General features: G+C 65.1%; 20 protein-coding genes. 7 read left to right on the top strand and 13 right to left on the bottom strand.

Annotated features, from left to right (window positions below; all coding sequences use genetic code 11):
- Positions 1 to 66 precede the first annotated feature (66 nt).
- Together ispG and LZ519_RS11675 are read left to right on the top strand one after the other, a co-directional pair.
- Complete coding sequence (ispG, locus tag LZ519_RS08340; protein ID WP_249868898.1) at positions 67 to 1,197, top strand: flavodoxin-dependent (E)-4-hydroxy-3-methylbut-2-enyl-diphosphate synthase; 1,131 nt, start codon at positions 67 to 69, stop codon at positions 1,195 to 1,197.
- A 19-nt stretch (positions 1,198 to 1,216) separates the two neighbouring features.
- The gene (locus LZ519_RS11675; RefSeq protein WP_249868220.1) at positions 1,217 to 2,122 is read left to right on the top strand and encodes a DMT family transporter; all 906 of its coding nucleotides are present in this window, start codon (positions 1,217 to 1,219) and stop codon (positions 2,120 to 2,122) included.
- Here LZ519_RS11675 and LZ519_RS08330 read toward each other — a convergent pair.
- Complete coding sequence (locus LZ519_RS08330; RefSeq protein WP_249868219.1) at positions 2,119 to 2,742, bottom strand: DUF1345 domain-containing protein; 624 nt, start codon at positions 2,740 to 2,742, stop codon at positions 2,119 to 2,121. The genes LZ519_RS11675 and LZ519_RS08330 overlap by 4 nt on opposite strands.
- 61 nt (positions 2,743 to 2,803) lie before the next feature.
- On the opposite strand from LZ519_RS08330, the gene LZ519_RS08325 reads away from it, so the two are divergent.
- A complete protein-coding gene (locus tag LZ519_RS08325) occupies positions 2,804 to 3,118 on the top strand; it encodes a DMT family transporter (protein ID WP_249868218.1) in 315 nt (104 codons plus the stop codon).
- On the opposite strand, the gene LZ519_RS08320 is transcribed toward LZ519_RS08325, so the two are convergent.
- The 4 genes from LZ519_RS08320 to LZ519_RS08305 form a co-directional block, all read right to left on the bottom strand.
- Complete coding sequence (locus LZ519_RS08320) at positions 3,101 to 4,690, bottom strand: amidase (protein WP_249868217.1); 1,590 nt, start codon at positions 4,688 to 4,690, stop codon at positions 3,101 to 3,103. The genes LZ519_RS08325 and LZ519_RS08320 overlap by 18 nt on opposite strands.
- A gap of 15 nt (positions 4,691 to 4,705) precedes the next feature.
- Complete coding sequence (gene murA, locus LZ519_RS08315) at positions 4,706 to 5,989, bottom strand: UDP-N-acetylglucosamine 1-carboxyvinyltransferase (RefSeq protein WP_249868216.1); 1,284 nt, start codon at positions 5,987 to 5,989, stop codon at positions 4,706 to 4,708.
- A 46-nt stretch (positions 5,990 to 6,035) separates the two neighbouring features.
- Positions 6,036 to 6,371: an ATP-dependent Clp protease adapter ClpS gene (gene clpS / locus LZ519_RS08310; protein WP_249868897.1), complete on the bottom strand. Its 336-nt coding sequence runs from the start codon at positions 6,369 to 6,371 to the stop codon at positions 6,036 to 6,038.
- 151 nt (positions 6,372 to 6,522) lie between these two features.
- Positions 6,523 to 7,158 carry a phasin family protein gene (locus tag LZ519_RS08305; protein WP_249868215.1) on the bottom strand — a complete coding sequence of 212 codons (636 nt, stop codon included), beginning with the start codon at positions 7,156 to 7,158 and terminating at the stop codon, positions 6,523 to 6,525.
- 119 nt (positions 7,159 to 7,277) lie between these two features.
- Here LZ519_RS08305 and gmk point away from each other — a divergent pair, with 119 nt between their 5' ends.
- Positions 7,278 to 7,934 carry a guanylate kinase gene (gene gmk / locus LZ519_RS08300; RefSeq protein WP_249868214.1) on the top strand — a complete coding sequence of 219 codons (657 nt, stop codon included), beginning with the start codon at positions 7,278 to 7,280 and terminating at the stop codon, positions 7,932 to 7,934.
- Here gmk and LZ519_RS08295 read toward each other — a convergent pair.
- From LZ519_RS08295 to LZ519_RS08270, 6 genes are read right to left on the bottom strand one after another with little or no spacing between them, the layout of a single operon-like run.
- On the bottom strand, positions 7,931 to 8,626 hold the full coding sequence (locus LZ519_RS08295) for an ATP12 family chaperone protein (protein WP_249868213.1): 696 nt from the start codon (positions 8,624 to 8,626) through the stop codon (positions 7,931 to 7,933). The genes gmk and LZ519_RS08295 overlap by 4 nt on opposite strands.
- On the bottom strand, positions 8,623 to 8,850 hold the full coding sequence (locus LZ519_RS08290) for a hypothetical protein (RefSeq protein WP_249868212.1): 228 nt from the start codon (positions 8,848 to 8,850) through the stop codon (positions 8,623 to 8,625). Before LZ519_RS08290 ends, LZ519_RS08295 begins: the two co-directional genes overlap by 4 nt.
- Positions 8,843 to 9,508 carry an HAD hydrolase-like protein gene (locus LZ519_RS08285; protein WP_249868211.1) on the bottom strand — a complete coding sequence of 222 codons (666 nt, stop codon included), beginning with the start codon at positions 9,506 to 9,508 and terminating at the stop codon, positions 8,843 to 8,845. Before LZ519_RS08285 ends, LZ519_RS08290 begins: the two co-directional genes overlap by 8 nt.
- A complete protein-coding gene (locus LZ519_RS08280; RefSeq protein ID WP_249868210.1) occupies positions 9,505 to 10,575 on the bottom strand; it encodes an RluA family pseudouridine synthase in 1,071 nt (356 codons plus the stop codon). Before LZ519_RS08280 ends, LZ519_RS08285 begins: the two co-directional genes overlap by 4 nt.
- Positions 10,576 to 10,606: 31 nt before the next feature.
- A complete protein-coding gene (locus tag LZ519_RS08275) occupies positions 10,607 to 10,981 on the bottom strand; it encodes a ribose-phosphate pyrophosphokinase (protein WP_249868209.1) in 375 nt (124 codons plus the stop codon).
- Entirely contained in the window at positions 10,978 to 11,649 is a 672-nt protein-coding gene (locus LZ519_RS08270; protein ID WP_249868208.1) for a DUF4893 domain-containing protein, read from the bottom strand. The genes LZ519_RS08275 and LZ519_RS08270 overlap by 4 nt, the downstream gene beginning before the upstream one ends.
- Positions 11,650 to 11,795: 146 nt before the next feature.
- On the opposite strand from LZ519_RS08270, the gene LZ519_RS08265 reads away from it, so the two are divergent.
- Positions 11,796 to 12,017: a hypothetical protein gene (locus tag LZ519_RS08265; protein ID WP_249868207.1), complete on the top strand. Its 222-nt coding sequence runs from the start codon at positions 11,796 to 11,798 to the stop codon at positions 12,015 to 12,017.
- Positions 12,014 to 12,604 (top strand): YdeI/OmpD-associated family protein, encoded by a 591-nt coding sequence (locus LZ519_RS08260; RefSeq protein WP_249868206.1) that lies wholly within the window; start codon positions 12,014 to 12,016, stop codon positions 12,602 to 12,604. The genes LZ519_RS08265 and LZ519_RS08260 overlap by 4 nt, the downstream gene beginning before the upstream one ends.
- A 45-nt stretch (positions 12,605 to 12,649) precedes the next feature.
- On the opposite strand, the gene LZ519_RS08255 is transcribed toward LZ519_RS08260, so the two are convergent.
- Positions 12,650 to 13,090 (bottom strand): GNAT family N-acetyltransferase, encoded by a 441-nt coding sequence (locus LZ519_RS08255; RefSeq protein WP_249868205.1) that lies wholly within the window; start codon positions 13,088 to 13,090, stop codon positions 12,650 to 12,652.
- Complete coding sequence (locus LZ519_RS08250; protein ID WP_249868204.1) at positions 13,087 to 14,859, bottom strand: PHA/PHB synthase family protein; 1,773 nt, start codon at positions 14,857 to 14,859, stop codon at positions 13,087 to 13,089. The genes LZ519_RS08255 and LZ519_RS08250 overlap by 4 nt, the downstream gene beginning before the upstream one ends.
- 22 nt (positions 14,860 to 14,881) lie before the next feature.
- Between LZ519_RS08250 and LZ519_RS08245 the strand changes: the two genes are divergently transcribed.
- Positions 14,882 to 15,502, top strand: a complete 621-nt coding sequence (locus tag LZ519_RS08245; protein ID WP_249868203.1) for a trimeric intracellular cation channel family protein — start codon at positions 14,882 to 14,884, stop codon at positions 15,500 to 15,502.

The raw sequence follows: 15,502 nt of genomic DNA, 5'->3' as shown, positions 1-15,502 counted from the left end.
GATTTATCGCGGCGAATCCGACGCTTCGGCTTTGCGGGGGGCGTTCACGGCGCCTATATGGCGGGCATGTCCATTCGCCCGTGGCGCGATATCGAGCGGCGAAAGTCGCGTCAGATCATGGTCGGATCCGTCCCTGTTGGCGGAGACGCGCCGATCAGCGTCCAGACGATGACCAATACACCGACCGAGGACGCGAAGGCGACGATCGACCAGATCCGGCGCTGCGAAGAGGCCGGTGCCGACATAGTCCGGGTTTCTTGCCCGACCGCCGACGCGACCGCGGCATTGAGGCAGATCGTCCGCGAGGCCCGGGTACCCATCGTCGCCGACATCCACTTCCACTACAAGCGCGCGCTCGAGGCTGCCGATGCCGGCGCGGCGTGCCTTCGAATCAATCCGGGCAACATCGGGTCCGAGGAGCGGGTGAAGGAAGTGATCGCGGCTGCCCGAGCCAACGGCTGCGCGATCCGAATTGGCGTGAATGCCGGAAGCCTCGAAAAGGACCTGCTCGAAAAATATGGCGAGCCCTGTCCCGAGGCTCTGGTCGAAAGCGCGCTCGACCATATCCGAATCCTCGAAGACCACGGCTTCCGCGAGTACAAGGTCGCGGTCAAAGCGAGCGACGTGTTCCTCGCGGTCGCCGCCTACCAGCAGCTTGCCGACCAGGTCGACTGCCCCTTGCACCTCGGGATCACGGAGGCTGGCGGCCTGATCGGCGGCACCGTTAAATCCGCGATCGGGATGGGCAACCTGCTCTGGGCCGGCATAGGCGACACGATCCGGGTCTCTCTGTCGGCGGAGCCGGAGGAAGAAGTCCGGGTCGGCTACGAAATCCTCAAGGCGCTGGGCATTCGAAGCCGAGGAGTGCGCGTCGTTTCCTGCCCGAGCTGCGCTCGCCAGGGCTTCGATGTGATCCGCACCGTCGAAGCGCTCGAGGCACGGCTACAGCATATCAAGACTCCCATGTCGCTGTCAGTGCTCGGCTGCGTGGTCAACGGGCCGGGGGAGGCGCGCGAGACGGACATCGGCATCACCGGCGGCGGCAACGGCACCCACATGGTTTATCTCTCCGGCGTTACCGACCACCATGTGAAGGACGGTGACATGGTCGATCACATCGTCCGGCTGGTCGAGCAGAAGGCCGCCGAGATCGAGGCCGAGGCGGCGGCCGAGCAAACTCTCGACGCGGCCGAATAATCGTATAGGCGCCGGCGGCGTGAACCGCGTCGCCCAACATCCCGTCAAAGCTTTCGCGGTCGCGCTTGCGGCGGTCGGCATCTTGTCGGTCATGGACGCGCTGATGAAGGCTCTGGTCATCGCGCTCGGCATATATGCGATCAGCCTGTGGCGATCGGTCGTGTCGCTGGCGATGGCGAGCGCGCTCTATCTTCCGCGGCGGCTTCCCTGGCCGAGCCGCTCGACGCTGAAGATCCACGTCGCGAGGGCAGCAGTCGTGATGATCATGGCCTTCCTGTTCTTCTGGGGGATCGGCCGGGTGCCGCTTGCCCAGGCCATCGCCCTGACCTTCATCGCGCCGCTCATCGCCTTGGTCCTCGCGGCACTGGTGCTCGGAGAGACGATCGGGCCCAGGTCCATCGCCGGCTCGATCGCCGCTTTCGCCGGGGTGGTTGTCATCGTCCTCGGCCAGGCAAGGCCGGAACTCGGGCCCGGCGTCCTGCTCGGCACCGTCGCGATCATCGCCTCGGCGCTCTGCTATGCCGTCAACATCGTCCTGATGCGCCACCAGGCGCTCGCCGCGAAACCGCTCGAGATCACCTTCTTCCAGTCGTTGGTCGTCACCCTATTGTGGTTTGCGGTGATCCCCTTCGCGGGGCTGCCGGTCTGGCCGGCGACGGTCTGGTGGGGGTGGATCGCACTCGCTTCGGCCATGTCGATCGCCGGCGGATTGCTGTTTGCCTATGCTTATGCGCGCGCGGAGGCGAGCTACCTGGCAGTCACCGAATACAGCGCCTTCCTGTGGGCATCGGTGCTCGGCTGGACCGTCTTCCAGGAGCGGCTCGGGCCATACACCGTCGCCGGCGCGGTACTGATCGTCGGCGGCTGCATCGTCGCGTCGAGGGGCAAGCGCGCGGTGCCCCCGGAAATCGAAGTCGCGGCCTAGGATCCGAGCGCGTTGATGGTGAATGCCAGCACGCCGAGGTTGAAGATGAAGGCTGCGAAGCAGTGGCCGACAACTACCCGCCTGATGGCCGGGGCTGTAATGTCGCAATCCGAGGTCTGGAACGTCATTCCCAGGGTGGCGGCGAAATAGAGGAAATCCCAGTAATCGGGCTCCTTCGTTGCAGGAAACTCGATTCCCGCAGCGTCTCCCCCCTTTCCCGGCCCTGCCTGATAATAGAGATGCGCATAGTGCAGCGCGTAGACGGTGTTCCCGAAGAGCCACGCCAGGGCCAGCGTGACAATGACCATCACCACGTCCGCGACCTCATGTGATTGGCCCCGGCCGATTACGGCACCGACCGTGACGAGGATGACCGTGGTCACCGCGACAGTGATGGAGAGCAGCATCGCCCGGTTGGCGTCATTTTCCTTCGAATGCCGGCGCATCTGGTCGGCGGTGTCGTTGAGGAACGGAAGATGCGACGCGAGGAAAATGAAGGCGGCCAGGTCGAACCCGGCCATGATGCCCTTGAGCGGCTGCCATATCCATACGAAGCCGCCGATGCCGGCGATCAGCAGCACCAGGAAAATGATGAACCGGCTTGGCGCGAACTTGCGCATTCGGATGCCCTCCCGTTCGCTACCCTAGCGCCGCATGGCCCGCGCGGCTAACGCCTTCGAAATGCCATGGCTGTATCTGATCGTCGGAGGCTTGTTCGAAGTCGGTTTCACCACGTCGCTCCGCTTCGTGGACGGCTTCCGGAACGTGCCATGGACGATCGCCTTTCTGGTGTCGGTGGCGATCAGCATGGCATTGCTCGAGCTCGCGTCGCGGTCGATCGCGATGGGGACCGCTTATGCCGTCTGGGGCGGGATCGGTGCGGTCGGCACGGTGCTGGTCGGCCTCGCCTGGTTCGGCGAGCCGTCGTCCCTGATCCGGATCCTGCTGATCCTGGTGATCGTGGCTGCGATCGCGGGATTACGGCTGGCCGGGTAGTGGAAGCTGCTGCGGCTCGAGTGCTGGAGCGATCGCCGGGCTGATCTCGATCGATGGGAAGAATTGCGGCGCCGGGAAAGGCCCGCGCGCCTGCTCGTAAGCGTAGCCCAGCGACAATAACAGCGCCTCGCTCCACTTGGGCCCCATGAAACTGAGCCCGATGGGGAGACCCTTGACCAGTCCCATCGGAACGGTGAGGTGCGGATACCCCGCGACCGCCGCCAGGCTTCCGGCGCCGCCGCCGGTAAACTGGTCTCCGTTCACAGCGTCGATCTTCCACGCCGGGCCGACAGTCGGGCCGACCAGCGCGACGACATTGTTGTCCTTCAGGAGCTTGTCGATTCCCTTGGGCCCCGCCGCTTCGAAGCTGGTCTTGCGCGCCTTCTTGTAGGTAGGATCGTCGAGGCCCTTGGTCTTTTCCGCCTGCTCGAAGATGTCCTGTCCGAACAGCGGCATCTCCTGTTGCGCGTGCGCCTTGTCGAAGGCGATCACGTCGGCAAGAGTTCGCACCGGGATCGGCGCCGGGCTGCTCGCAAGATATTTGGCCAGGTCGGCCTTTAGCTCCGACAGAAGCACGGGAAACTCGTTCTTGCCGATGGCGCTGTCGTCGAACTTCTTGATGTCGACGAGGACCGCGCCCTGCTTGCGGAGGACGGCAAGCGCCGTCTCGAAGGCCGGGTCGAGCTGCTCGGTCGAAGCGAAGCGCATCACCCCGATCCGCTTGCCCGCGAGCGAATTGGCGTCGAGCTGGGCCGCATAGTCCGTCCGGTGCCTGTCGGCGTCGGCGGTCGCCGGGTCCGCGGGGTCGCTGCCCGCGATGACGCTGAGGAGCTCGGCCGCGTGGCGGACGCTATCGGTCATCGGACCAGCCGTGTCCTGGCTGTGGCTGATCGGGACGATGTGGGTTCGGCTGACGAGCCCGACTGTGGGCTTGAGGCCGACGATTCCGTTGATGGAAGCCGGGCAGGTGACCGAACCGTCGGTCTCGGTGCCGATGGCGAAGGCGACGATCCCGGCCGCGACCACTGATCCGCTTCCGCTGGAGCTTCCGCACGGGTTGCGGTCGAGCGCCCACGGGTTGCGCGTCTGCCCGCCGACCGCGCTCCAGCCGGAAATGGAGTGTGACGAGCGGATATTCGCCCATTCGGACAGGTTGGTCTTGCCGACGATGATCGCGCCCGCCGCCTTAAGTCGCGCCACTAGTGGAGCGTCGCGGTTGGTGACGTTGTTGGCGAGGGCCAGGCTCCCGGCGGTCGTCGGCATCGGGCCCGCCACTTCGATATTGTCCTTGATCAGCACCGGCTGTCCGGCGAGCGGGCCAGCCAATCCGGACGAGTCGACGCGCCTCGCCTGCTCCATCGCCGTCGGGTCGGTGGCGATAACCGCGTGAAGCGCCGGGTTGAGCGCGGCGATCCTTACGAGCGTAGCCGCGGTGGCCTGTTCAGCGGGTCCGCCTGCGAATGGAAGCGGGGGGATCGCTCCGATTGCCTGGACCGGCGGCGCCATAGGCTGGGGATATGCCGCCGCGCAGCCGGCGAGCAGGCCGGCGATCGCAAAAGCCAAACAACGCATGCTCGAAACTCCCCCTTAGCCTGTACTCCGCCGTTCGATCGTAGCGCCCACCGCGGACAACTTCTCTTCCAGCCGCTCATAGCCGCGATCGAGATGATAGACTCGAAGGACCTCCGTCTCGCCCTCGGCCGCAAGGCCCGCGAGGACCAGGCTCATCGACGCTCGAAGGTCCGTCGCCATCACCTGCGCGCCGGTCAGCTTCTCGACTCCGTGGACGATGGCGGAGCGACCGTGGATGTCGATGCTTGCTCCCATCCGACGGAGTTCCGGCACATGCATGTAGCGGTTCTCGAAGATGGTCTCCTCGAGGAAGCTGTCGCCCTGCGCCAAGGCCAGCATTGCCATGAATTGCGCCTGCATGTCGGTCGCGAAGCCCGGGAAGGGCGCGGTCGAAAGGGCCAGCGGCTTGAGCGGGGCGTCGGCGCTGACCTTGATCCCCTTGTCGTGGAATTCGAGCATCAGCCCGGCGTGGGCGAGCGCGTTCAAAGTCGCGCGCATGTCGTCCGGACGCGCGCCGATCAGGTCGATCGATCCGCCGGTGATTCCCGCAGCGCAGGCATAGCTTCCCGCCTCGATCCGGTCGGGCATCACCTCATAGGTGGTGCCGTTGAGGCCCTCGACGCCGTCGATGATGAGATGGCCGGACCCGATGCCCTCGATCTTGGCGCCCATCGCGACAAGGAGGTTGCAAAGGTCGACGATCTCGGGCTCGCGGGCGGCGTTGAAAAGCTGCGTCCGGCCGGTCGCCAGCACCGCAGCCATGAGAGCGTTTTCGGTGGCTCCGACCGAGACGACGGGGAAGCTGTAATCGCCGCCCGAAAGCCGCCCCTTTGGAGCGCTCGCCTTCACGTAACCGGCTGCAAGCTCGATCTCGGCGCCGAGGCATTCCAGCGCCTGGAGGTGCAGGTCGATCGGCCGGTCGCCGATCGCGCAGCCGCCGGGCAGCGACACCGTCGATTCGCCGGCTCGCGCGAGCATCGGGCCCAGCACCAGCACCGAAGCGCGCATCTTCCGGACCATGTCATAGGGAGCAACGGTCGACGCGATGTCGTCGGCCTGCAGAGTCATCCGGCGGCCGTATTCGCCCTTTTTCACTCCCGCGACGCTGGTCGAAACCCCGAGTTGGTTGAGGAGGTGGCTGAAGGTGTCGACGTCCGCGAGCCGCGGAAGGTTGGTTAGAGTCAGCTTTTCATCGGTGAGCAGCGCGCAGGGGAGAAGCGTGAGTGCGGCATTCTTCGCGCCGCTGATAGGGATCTTCCCCTCAAGGCGGTTGCCGCCCTTGATCCAGATGCTGTCCACAGCCGCGGTTTAGCGGACGCGCCCGCGGGCGCAACAGCGGCTCGGCTCAGGCTTTTTCCAGCGTGCACTGAAGCGGGTGCTGGTTCTCGCGGGCGAAGTCGATGACCTGCGCGACCTTGGTCTCGGCGACCTCGTAGGTGAACACTCCGCAGACGGCGACGCCCTTCTGGTGGACCTGGAGCATCACTCGAGTCGCATCCTCGATGCCCATGCTGAAGAAACGCTGCAGGACCAGCACGACGAACTCCATCGGAGTATAATCGTCGTTGAGCATCAGCACCTTGTAGTTGGACGGCTTTTTCGTCTTCGGACGAGTGCGCGTAGCGACTCCGATCTCCAGATCGTCGTCGAGGCCGTCACCCCGGCCCGGGCGGTCGCCCATGTTCAAAACTCGCCACGTCATAACCCGCTCACAAATATGGCATGGGGAAAACGCGCCGCAAGGCGGTAGCGATGCGTGCACGGCAGAAAAAAGGCGGCCGCCCCGGGTAGGAGCGGCCGCCTGCGGTGCCTGACGGGAGGGGGAGGAGGTGTCAGGCAGCGATCTGGTTGAACCGCTCGACGTTCGCGCTGGCGCGATTCGAGATCGGCTGGAACGCCTCACCGGCGAGCTTCACGAAGGACTCGGTAAGGGCCGAGCTTTCCTCGACGAAGCGGTCGAAGGCGGTGCGCGCGAAATCGCTCTGCAGCTGCAGAAGCTCGGTCGGGCTCTTCGCCTCGGTGAATGAGCGAACCGTGTTGGCGGTCTTCTCGAGGCTGTCGCGGCTCTTCGCAACGACGTCCTGGCCGATCGACTGGGCGCCGCTGACGGCGATCCGGCTAGCCTCGACGAACGCCTCGACGTTACCGCGAGAGATGTCCGCGAGCTCTTCCGCCGCCTTGCGCGAGCGCTTGGCGACTTCCTCGCCGCGGCCCGCGACGTCGGTGAACAGCTTCTCGAAAGAACCGGCGCCCGGGAAAGCCCCGAAGCCGGCGAAAATGTTGGCGTCGTTGGTCATGTCTTCGATCCTCTTTTGCGCGCCGACGTTCGGCCTCGACTGGCGCCGAGCCCGCTTGGCGGTCTTCGAACGCTTCTTTGCTGCGGACTTGGCCACCTTCACGGCAGCCTCGTTGCTGGCCTCGACGGCCTCGACGATGGCTTCGGCAGATGCGTCGGTGTCGGCGATCATGTTTTCTGTCTCCATTGTGCGGTGCAACATAAATGGTGCGCAGCAGCATTTCAAGGGTCTATTTGTGCAGTGCAGCGCGTGCTCTTGACGAGGCGCGGGGCAGCATCGCAAGAGCGGTCATGGACCCGGTCTCCACCGAACATCCGCAGCGAGAGCGCAGGGGGCTGCTGATCGTCCTCTCCTCCCCTTCCGGGGCCGGCAAGTCGACGATCGCCCGAAAGCTGCTCGAGGCCGATCCCCAGGTCAGCATGTCCGTGTCGGTAACGACCCGCCCCCAGCGGCCGGGAGAGGCGGACCATGTCGATTATCATTTCGTCGACCAGGCTGAGTTCGACCGGATGAAGGAATCCGGCGAGTTCGTCGAATGGGCGACCGTATTCGGGTATTGTTACGGAACGCCAAAGTCCCCGGTGAAGCATGCGCTCAAGCAGGGCAGCGATATCCTGTTCGACATCGACTGGCAGGGCGCCCGCCAGCTGGAGCCCGACTTCGGCGAGCATCTCGTCACCATCTTCCTCCTGCCTCCGTCGATGCAGGAGCTGGAGCGGCGCTTGCGGTCACGCGGGACGGACACGGCCGATGTGGTTGCCGAGCGGATGCGGCGCGCGGCCGAAGAAATCAGCCACTGGGCCGAATATGAATATGTGCTCGTCAACGACGACATGGACGAGTGCCTCGCCCGGGTTCGAGCGATCGTCGCCGCCGAGCGGTCTAAGCGCACCGGGCAGCCCGGGCTCGTATCCTTCGTGCGCGACCTGATCGGCCCCGCTCACTAATCTTCGAGAAGCTCCAGGAATCGCGCGGCGGCGAGGAAGTCCCGGCGCCGCGCTTCCAGCGCCTGCGCCGCCTCCGCGTCGGCGCCCCATTGCTCCGCCTGCCACTGTTCATCGATGGTCAGAGAGTCCCACGCTTCGGTTGCGGTAACCGACCGTTCGAGCACAGCCAGTGCGGTCACCAGCGACCCGCCGATCGTCACCAGCGGCGACAGGCCCGCCAACCTGAACGCATCTAGCGTCGCGAGCGCATGAAAGAGCCTGGCGACCGTCGCCTCGGGCTGGGCAACATGGACGATCCCGGCCGTGGTTGCGAAATCAATGTCGAAGCGTCGGCGCGCCCAGCCGAGCAGCGGATCCCATCCGGCCTCCTGTCGCTCGCGAAGTTTACGCGGATTTTCAGCGCGATAGCAGAGCAGGTCGTTCTCGCCGTAGCGGGCAAGCATCGCCGTGAACCCGTCCGGATCCGGCTGCACCTGGTCGATCGCGGCGTTGGCGAGGCCCGTCAGCGCCAGCTGTCGCGGGTCGAAGGTCTCGCCGGCCGCTCGCCACTCCCCGGCGATCGCCTCAGCCAGCTTTTCGGTGGGCACGACGAGCGGGCGCCGCTCGGGGGTCCGCAGTGGCTTGCCGTCGAGCGCGACCGACCAGCCGCCATCCGCCTGAGCGACGTTCGCGTCCTTCCAGAAGCGCTTCACGCCCCGCCGTCGTCCTTCTTCCATTTCTTGCGGAGCAGCCTGGGTGCGACGAAGGCATCGATTGCGCCCAGCGCCATGATGATGCCGCCCACGACCGGCCACCCTCCCGGCCTCACAAGGTCGGTGAAACCGATCGCCAGCCCCGCAGCCATCGTCGCGAGGCCAAGCATCCTGGCGCCCAGGTAGACGTAGAAGCGTTGCTTCCAGGGATCTTCGTCAGCCATTCACCGCTTCCCTTGCAATGGCCATCACCTCGGCCGGATCGTTCGCGACAGCCACGGCGCCAGCCGCGATAAGCTCGGTCTCGTCATGGTAGCCCCAGCCGGCGCCGATGCCCGTAGCGCCGGCCGCAACAGCCATGCCCATGTCGTAGCTCGTGTCGCCGATCACCACCGTTTTAGCGGGCGTGGCGCCGGCATCTGCCATCGCGGCAAGCGCCATCGATGGCGACGGCTTGGATGGGTGCCGGTCCGCGGTCTGGAGGGAGAGGAAGCGCGGGTGCAAGCCGTGGCTTTCGAGGCAGAGCCGAAGGCCGCGGTCTGACTTGCCGGTGGCAACGGCGAGCAGCCAGCCTTCCGTCTCGAACGAATCCAGAAGCTCCAATATGCCGTCGAACAATGGCTCCTCGACGAGCCCGTTGCGGCGCGCCTGGTGAAAGCAGCCCTTGTAGGTCTCCGCCAGCTCCGCATGATCCGCATCGGCGGCCTCGGGGAGCAGAGCGGCCATCGCCTGGGTGAGGCTGAGGCCGATCACCTTGCGCGATTCGCGTGCGGGAGGAATTTCCAGCCCGTGCCGATCAAACGTCTCGCTCAGCGCTCGGTGGATCGTCGCGCCGCTGTCGACCAACGTTCCGTCGCAGTCGAAGATCGCAAGCTTCGTCACCGGCGGCCGCGAGTGCTTCGGGCACGCCGTTCACCGCGCCGGTTCTCGCGGCGCGGCTTCGTTCCCGGCGCTCGTTTCTGCCTCGGCGCGGGGCCCTTTACCGGCTCGCCTTCGGCAAGCTCGAATCCGAGGGTGGCCAAGCTCTGCTTCAGATGGTCGGGAAGCTCAGCCGTCACGTCGATCTTGCCGCCGCCGGGGGAATCGATCTTGAGGTGCCGCGCATGGAGGTGAAGCTTGCGGCTGATTCCGCCGGTCAGGAAGGCCTCGGCACCGCCATATTTCCCATCTCCGACGATCGGATGGCCGATCGCAGCCATGTGCGCTCGAAGCTGGTGGGTCCGGCCGGTCAGCGGCTGAAGCTCGACCCAGGCCGCGCGGTTGCCGGCACGGTCGATCACCCGCCAGCGGGTCTTGGCCATCAGGCCATGCTCCTCGTCGACCTGCATCTTCTCGCCGCCGGTGCCCGGCTGCTTTGCAAGCGGAGCGTCGATCAGCCCCTCGTCGCCCGACGGAACCCCGATCACCAGCGCCCAATAGACTTTCTTGGCCGTGCGGGCGGAGAAGGACTTGGAAAAGAAGGCGGCGGCGCGGGCGGTCCGCGCGACCAGGATCGCGCCCGACGTATCCTTGTCCAGCCGGTGGACGAGCTTGGGTCGGTTGCCGGCTCCGTCGGTCAGACCGTCGAGCAGCCGGTCGAGATGGTTGGTCGTCTTGGTGCCCCCCTGGGTCGCGAGTCCCGCCGGCTTGTTGAGCACGAAGGCGCTGTCGTTCTGGAAGATGACCATCGAACGGACCAGCTCTTCTTCCTCGGTGGTGAGCGGATTGCACCTGGGCTTGGGCCGTTCCTGCCGCTCCGGCATCGCCTCGGGCGGTGGCACGGTGATCACCTGTCCGGCGGCGATCCGGTCGCCCGGAGCGACCCGCTTTCCGTCGAGCTTTACCAGGCCGGTGCGCGCCCAGCGGGAGACGATATTGAAGCTGGTCTCGGGCTGGTTGCGCTTGAACCAGCGGTCGAGCCTTATGCCGTCATCGTCTTCGGTAACCGTGAATGTTCGGGCGTCGGCCATGGCTGCCACTTAGCGACTGCGCCGACGAATTCTAACCCGTCGTCTTTCCGGCCCAATATTCGAACGCCTGCCGCTGGAGCTTTTTGACTAGCTTCGCTGCGGCTGGACCGGTCCACAGCCCGTCATAGCCGTGAAGCATCGCAACTCCTCCAACCCACCAGCCCTGGCCGGGAAGGCCGTCCGATTGCCTGACGACCAGAACCGCCAGTTCGGGTTCGCCGTGTTCGGCTGCCTCATCGTCAATCACCGTCAGCACCTTGCACAGGGCCCGCATCTTCGGCCGGGTGAAGGCGTGGCCCAGCGCGTTGAGAAGCTCGGAGTAGGTTATCGCCTGGCCGGAGCTGGCCGAGGCAATCAATAGTTTCCGCACCTCGGCCGGATCGGCGAGCAAGCCCGCAGAGCTCATCCCTCCGGCTGGTCCGCGACAGGCGTCAGCTCGAACAATTCAAGCTTGGCTCCGCTTCGCGGCCAAGGAATGACCAGTCGCCATTTGAACGGCGCGATCCGTTCGAAGATCCCGGCGGTGTCGCGGGCAGGATCCTCGCCATAGGCCAGCGGCTCCTTCTCGTCGCCCAGCGCAAGGCTTCCGAGGAAGATCAGACGGTTGGGATCATCGTCTTCCCACAGGCGTCCGGCAGGGCGCCGGCTTCCGGTCTGCTTGACGATGGTGAGCACTCCGGCGTCATCGGTCAGGACGTAGCAGAAGAACGGCTTGAACTTTTCGAAGACGGGCGCTTTCGGCTCGGTCTTGCCGACGCTGATCATCCGGCAATTGTAGCTTCCGGGCGTCGGCTCGGGACGTGACAGGCCAGAGCGCGGCTTGAGCAACAGCCCTTCCGAATTGATCTCTTTCGCATGTTTCGGCTTGGCGACCGTCAGCGCCTCCTGCCACGCGAGGCCGAGGCGGTTGATCCGGTCGCGGTCCTCCGCCGTGGCGACTGCGCCCCAGAGGTCGGACTTGGCTTGCGGCTCGACCGTGACGCTAGCCGTGCTCCGGGCCCGATCGAGCGCGGTGTTGCAGCCACTGACAAGCGCCAGCGTCGGAACCAGCCAAAGCCACGACGTCCGCTTCATGGGTTCAAGGGTGACAGCAGCGGCGGCGCCTTGCAACCAATCCTCCGTTCACCAGCTCTGTAGAACCGGCGTTTGTTTAACGTCCGAAAGGTTTGGGAATTTCCCTCACGCTGATAGGATCGCGCCGGCATAGTGAAGGACCGTCCATGCTCAACGTGGTTTCGCTGATCATCGGAATGGTCGCGGCGATCTTCGTTGCGATCGCCTTCCTGCCCCTCCTGGGCTGGGCAAACTGGCTCGTCGTGCCGTTGGCGATCGTCGGAGCGACCATAGGAGCGATGAGCCGGGGTAGCGCTGGGCGAAACCTCAACATCGTGGTCATCATCGTCGGAGTTCTCCGGCTGATGCTCGGCGGAGGGATATTTTGAGCCGCGAGCCACGGATCGACGCCTATATTGCGAAGGCCCAGCCTTTCGCCCGTCCGATCCTGGAAAGAATACGCGAGCGGGTTCACTCGGTCGTCCCCGAGGTCGAAGAGGCGATGAAGTGGAGCGCGCCGGCCTATCTTCTGGACGGCAAGATCCTGCTCATCACCGCCGCCTTCAAGCAGCATGCGGCTCTGAATTTCTGGCGCGGGCAGGAGCTTCGCGGCGAGCAGCCTAGCGAGGATGCGATGGGCCAGTTCGGCAAGCTCACCAGCGTCGACGACCTTCCCGCCAACCTCGACGAGCTGATCGCCAAGGCTGCGAAGCTGTCGCGATCGGCTCCCGCTCCCAGAAAAGCCAAGCACGCGCCCAAGGCGGCACCGGGAATGCATCCCGAATTCGCTGCGGCGCTGGCCAAGGCGCCCCAGGCCAGGGCGGCGCTGGAATCCTTCCCGCCTTCGGCCCAGCGCGATTATCTGGAGTGGATTGCCGAGGCGAAGCAGGATTCGACGCGGCACAAGAGGATCGCCACCGCCGTGGAGTGGCTATCCGAAGGCAAAAGGCGTCACTGGAAGTACCAAAACTGCTGATGCCGGGGGCATGAGCTGTTTTGGTACTCGAAAACTGCTGATGCGTCAGCGCGACATCCGAAGCGCAGGCCCGAAGCGCGTTTGAGCTTCGCCTTCAAGCGAGAAGCCGCAACGTTCATAAAAACCGCGGGCGGCGGGGTTGGCGATAACCATCAGGGCCAGGCCATTCTTGCGTGCCTCGTGAGTAGCGGCCTCGACCAGGGCCGCTCCAATTCCCTTTCGCCAGAGCTCCGGTTCGACGAACAAGCCGTCCAGCTCGGCATGGCCTTCCTCCCGCATGAAGACAGCGAAGCCCGCGATCGCACCGTCGATTTCGGCGACGAGGACCTGGCCGAGGTCGATCTGCTCCTGTGGAAGCTCGATCGCATCCGGGTTTGCTTCGAGGTGCGGGCGGTCGGCATCGTTGGCGAGCGAGGCGCGCCATTGAAGCGCTTCCAGGGCGTCGCGCTCCTGCGGAGCTGCGAGCCTGATGCGGACGTTCGTCAATGCTCCCTGACGTAGCGGCCGGGCGCGTCTTCGACCGCCTTGAGCTTGCCTTCGCCAGGAATTCGCGCGCCCTCGGCTTTCACCATCCTTGCGGACTGCTTTTTCAGCCAGGCGAGCCAGTCCGGCCACCAGCTTCCTTTATGCTCGGTCGCCCCCTCGACGAAGTCGTCAAGAGTCCCGCACGGGCGGTCGTTAGTCCAATAGCAGTATTTCTCCGCCGCGGGCGGGTTCACCACGCCCGCGATATGGCCGGAGCCGGCCAGCAGGAACCTCTTCTCTCCGGAGAAATGGTCCATGATCTTCCACACGCTTTCGGGCGGAGCGATATGATCCTCTCGCCCGGCCTGGATGTAGGACGGGGTCTTCACCTGGTCGATGTCGACCGGAGTTCCGGCAACGCGTACGCCGCCCTTTTCGGCCAGCTTGTTGCCGACGTAGAGGTCCTGCAGATAAGCGCGGTGCCACGATGACGGCAGGTTCGTCGTGTCCGAATTCCAATGGAGCAGGTCGAACGGCGGCGGCTCCTCGCCCAGCAGGTAATTGTTGACCACATAGTTCCAGATGAGGTCGCGGCCGCGAAGCAGGTTGAACGTCGCGGCCATGTAACGCCCGTCCAGATAGCCCTTCTCCGCTGTCAACTGCTCCAGCAGCGCCATCGTATCGGGGCCGGTGAAGAGCTTGAGGTCTCCGGCAAGCGTGAAATCGACCTGCGCGGTCAGGAACGTCGCCGACGCAACCTTGTCCTGCTGCTTCTTGCTGTGGAGATAGGCGAGGGTTGCGGCCAGCGTGGTCCCGGCGACGCAATAGCCGATCGCGTGGACGTTCTCGACGCCGAGCACGTCGCGAACGGTGTCGATCGCGTCGATCTGCCCGCGAAGCACATAATCGTCGAGGGTCGCGTCGGCGATGCTTTCATCGGCCGATTTCCAGCTGACCATGAACAGCGAAATGCCGTTGTCGACGCACCATTTGACGAAGCTCTTTTCCGGGCTGAGGTCGAGGATGTAGAAGCGGTTGATCCACGGCGGGAACACCACCACCGGAGTTTCGAGCACCTCGTCCGTCGTCGGCGTGTACTGGATCAGCTGATAGAGCGCGGTCTCCCTGATCACTTTGCCGGGCGTGGTGGCGATGTTCTTGCCTACCTCGAACACGCCGGGCTTCGTCTGGGTCAGCTGGCCCGCCGCAATGTCCTTCAGCATGTTGCCGAGACCCTTGAGGAGGTTCTCGCCCCGGCTCTCGATGGTCTTCTTGAGCACCTGCGGGTTCGTCAGGGCGAAATTCGACGGGCTCATCGCATCGACGAAGTTGCGGGTCGCGAACTTCAGCTTAGCGCGCGTCTCCTTGTCCAGCCCTTCGATCTGGTCGGCGGTCCCGAGCAGCTTGTCGGAGAGTGCGAGATAGGTCTGGCGAATCTGGTCGAACAAGGGATTGTCGCGCCATTCGGGCGCTGCGAAGCGCCGATCCTTTTTTTCGGCCGCGGCCGGCTGGAGCCCGACCATCCGGCCCCACGCCTCAAACCCCTTGGCCCAAGCCTGGGCTCCTGCGTTCATCATGCTGACCGGATCTGCGGCTGGCGCTGCCTCGCCGCCAAAGAAGGCGGGCGGAAAGGCGCCCCAGGCGGGAGGGCTGGTCGGCCACGGCTGCGCAGTCTTCAGGCTGTCGGCCCAGGCCTCCATCAGCATCTGCTGGGCTCGTCCCATCACCCAGGTCCAATGCTGCCAGTCCTCGAGGTTCGGGGTCGGGCCCGTTTCGGTTTCGTCAGCCATGCCGCCAATGTAAGGACGGCGAGTGACCGCGACCACCCACCTGCCGTCAGCGCTCTACCTGCTCGACTATTTCGGGATCGCCGTGTTCGCGATCTCCGGTGCGCTGGTTGCGGCCAAGCACCGCACGGATTTCGTCACCTTCGTCTTGTTCGCTGTCATCACCGGAGTCGGCGGCGGCACGCTCCGCGACGTCCTGATCGGCGCGCCCGTCTTCTGGGTGCGCGCCAACGCCACTTTGGTCATCTGCATGGCGGCTGCCCTGCTGGTGTGGATCGACAGGCGGCGCTGGCTGACCGGCGTAGCAGTGCTCTGGTTCGACGCTGCAGGGCTCGCGGCTTACGCCGCTTATGGCGCGGCCAAGGCGCTCGGCTACGGTGTCGCGCCGGTGCCTGCCTTCGTTATGGGCGTCCTCACCGCCTGCGCCGGCGGAATCATCCGCGACGTCCTGGCCGACGAGCCGTCAATCGTCCTCCGCCGCGAGATATACATCACGGCAGCAGCCCTCGCGGCCGCGTTGTTCGTCGGCCTCACTCTCTTGGGCGTTTCGATCTGGATAGCGGCGGGTGTGGCAATCGCCGCCGGGTTCGGGCTTCGTGCCGTTGCGATTGTTCGCGGCTGGTCGCTTCCAACTTATGGGGGTTAA

This window comes from Sphingomonas anseongensis, assembly GCF_023516495.1.
Classification (GTDB): Bacteria; Pseudomonadota; Alphaproteobacteria; order Sphingomonadales; family Sphingomonadaceae; genus Sphingomicrobium; species Sphingomicrobium anseongensis.
The sequence above is the reverse complement of the archived record's forward strand: the minus strand, read 5'-3'. Positions and strand labels throughout refer to the sequence as shown.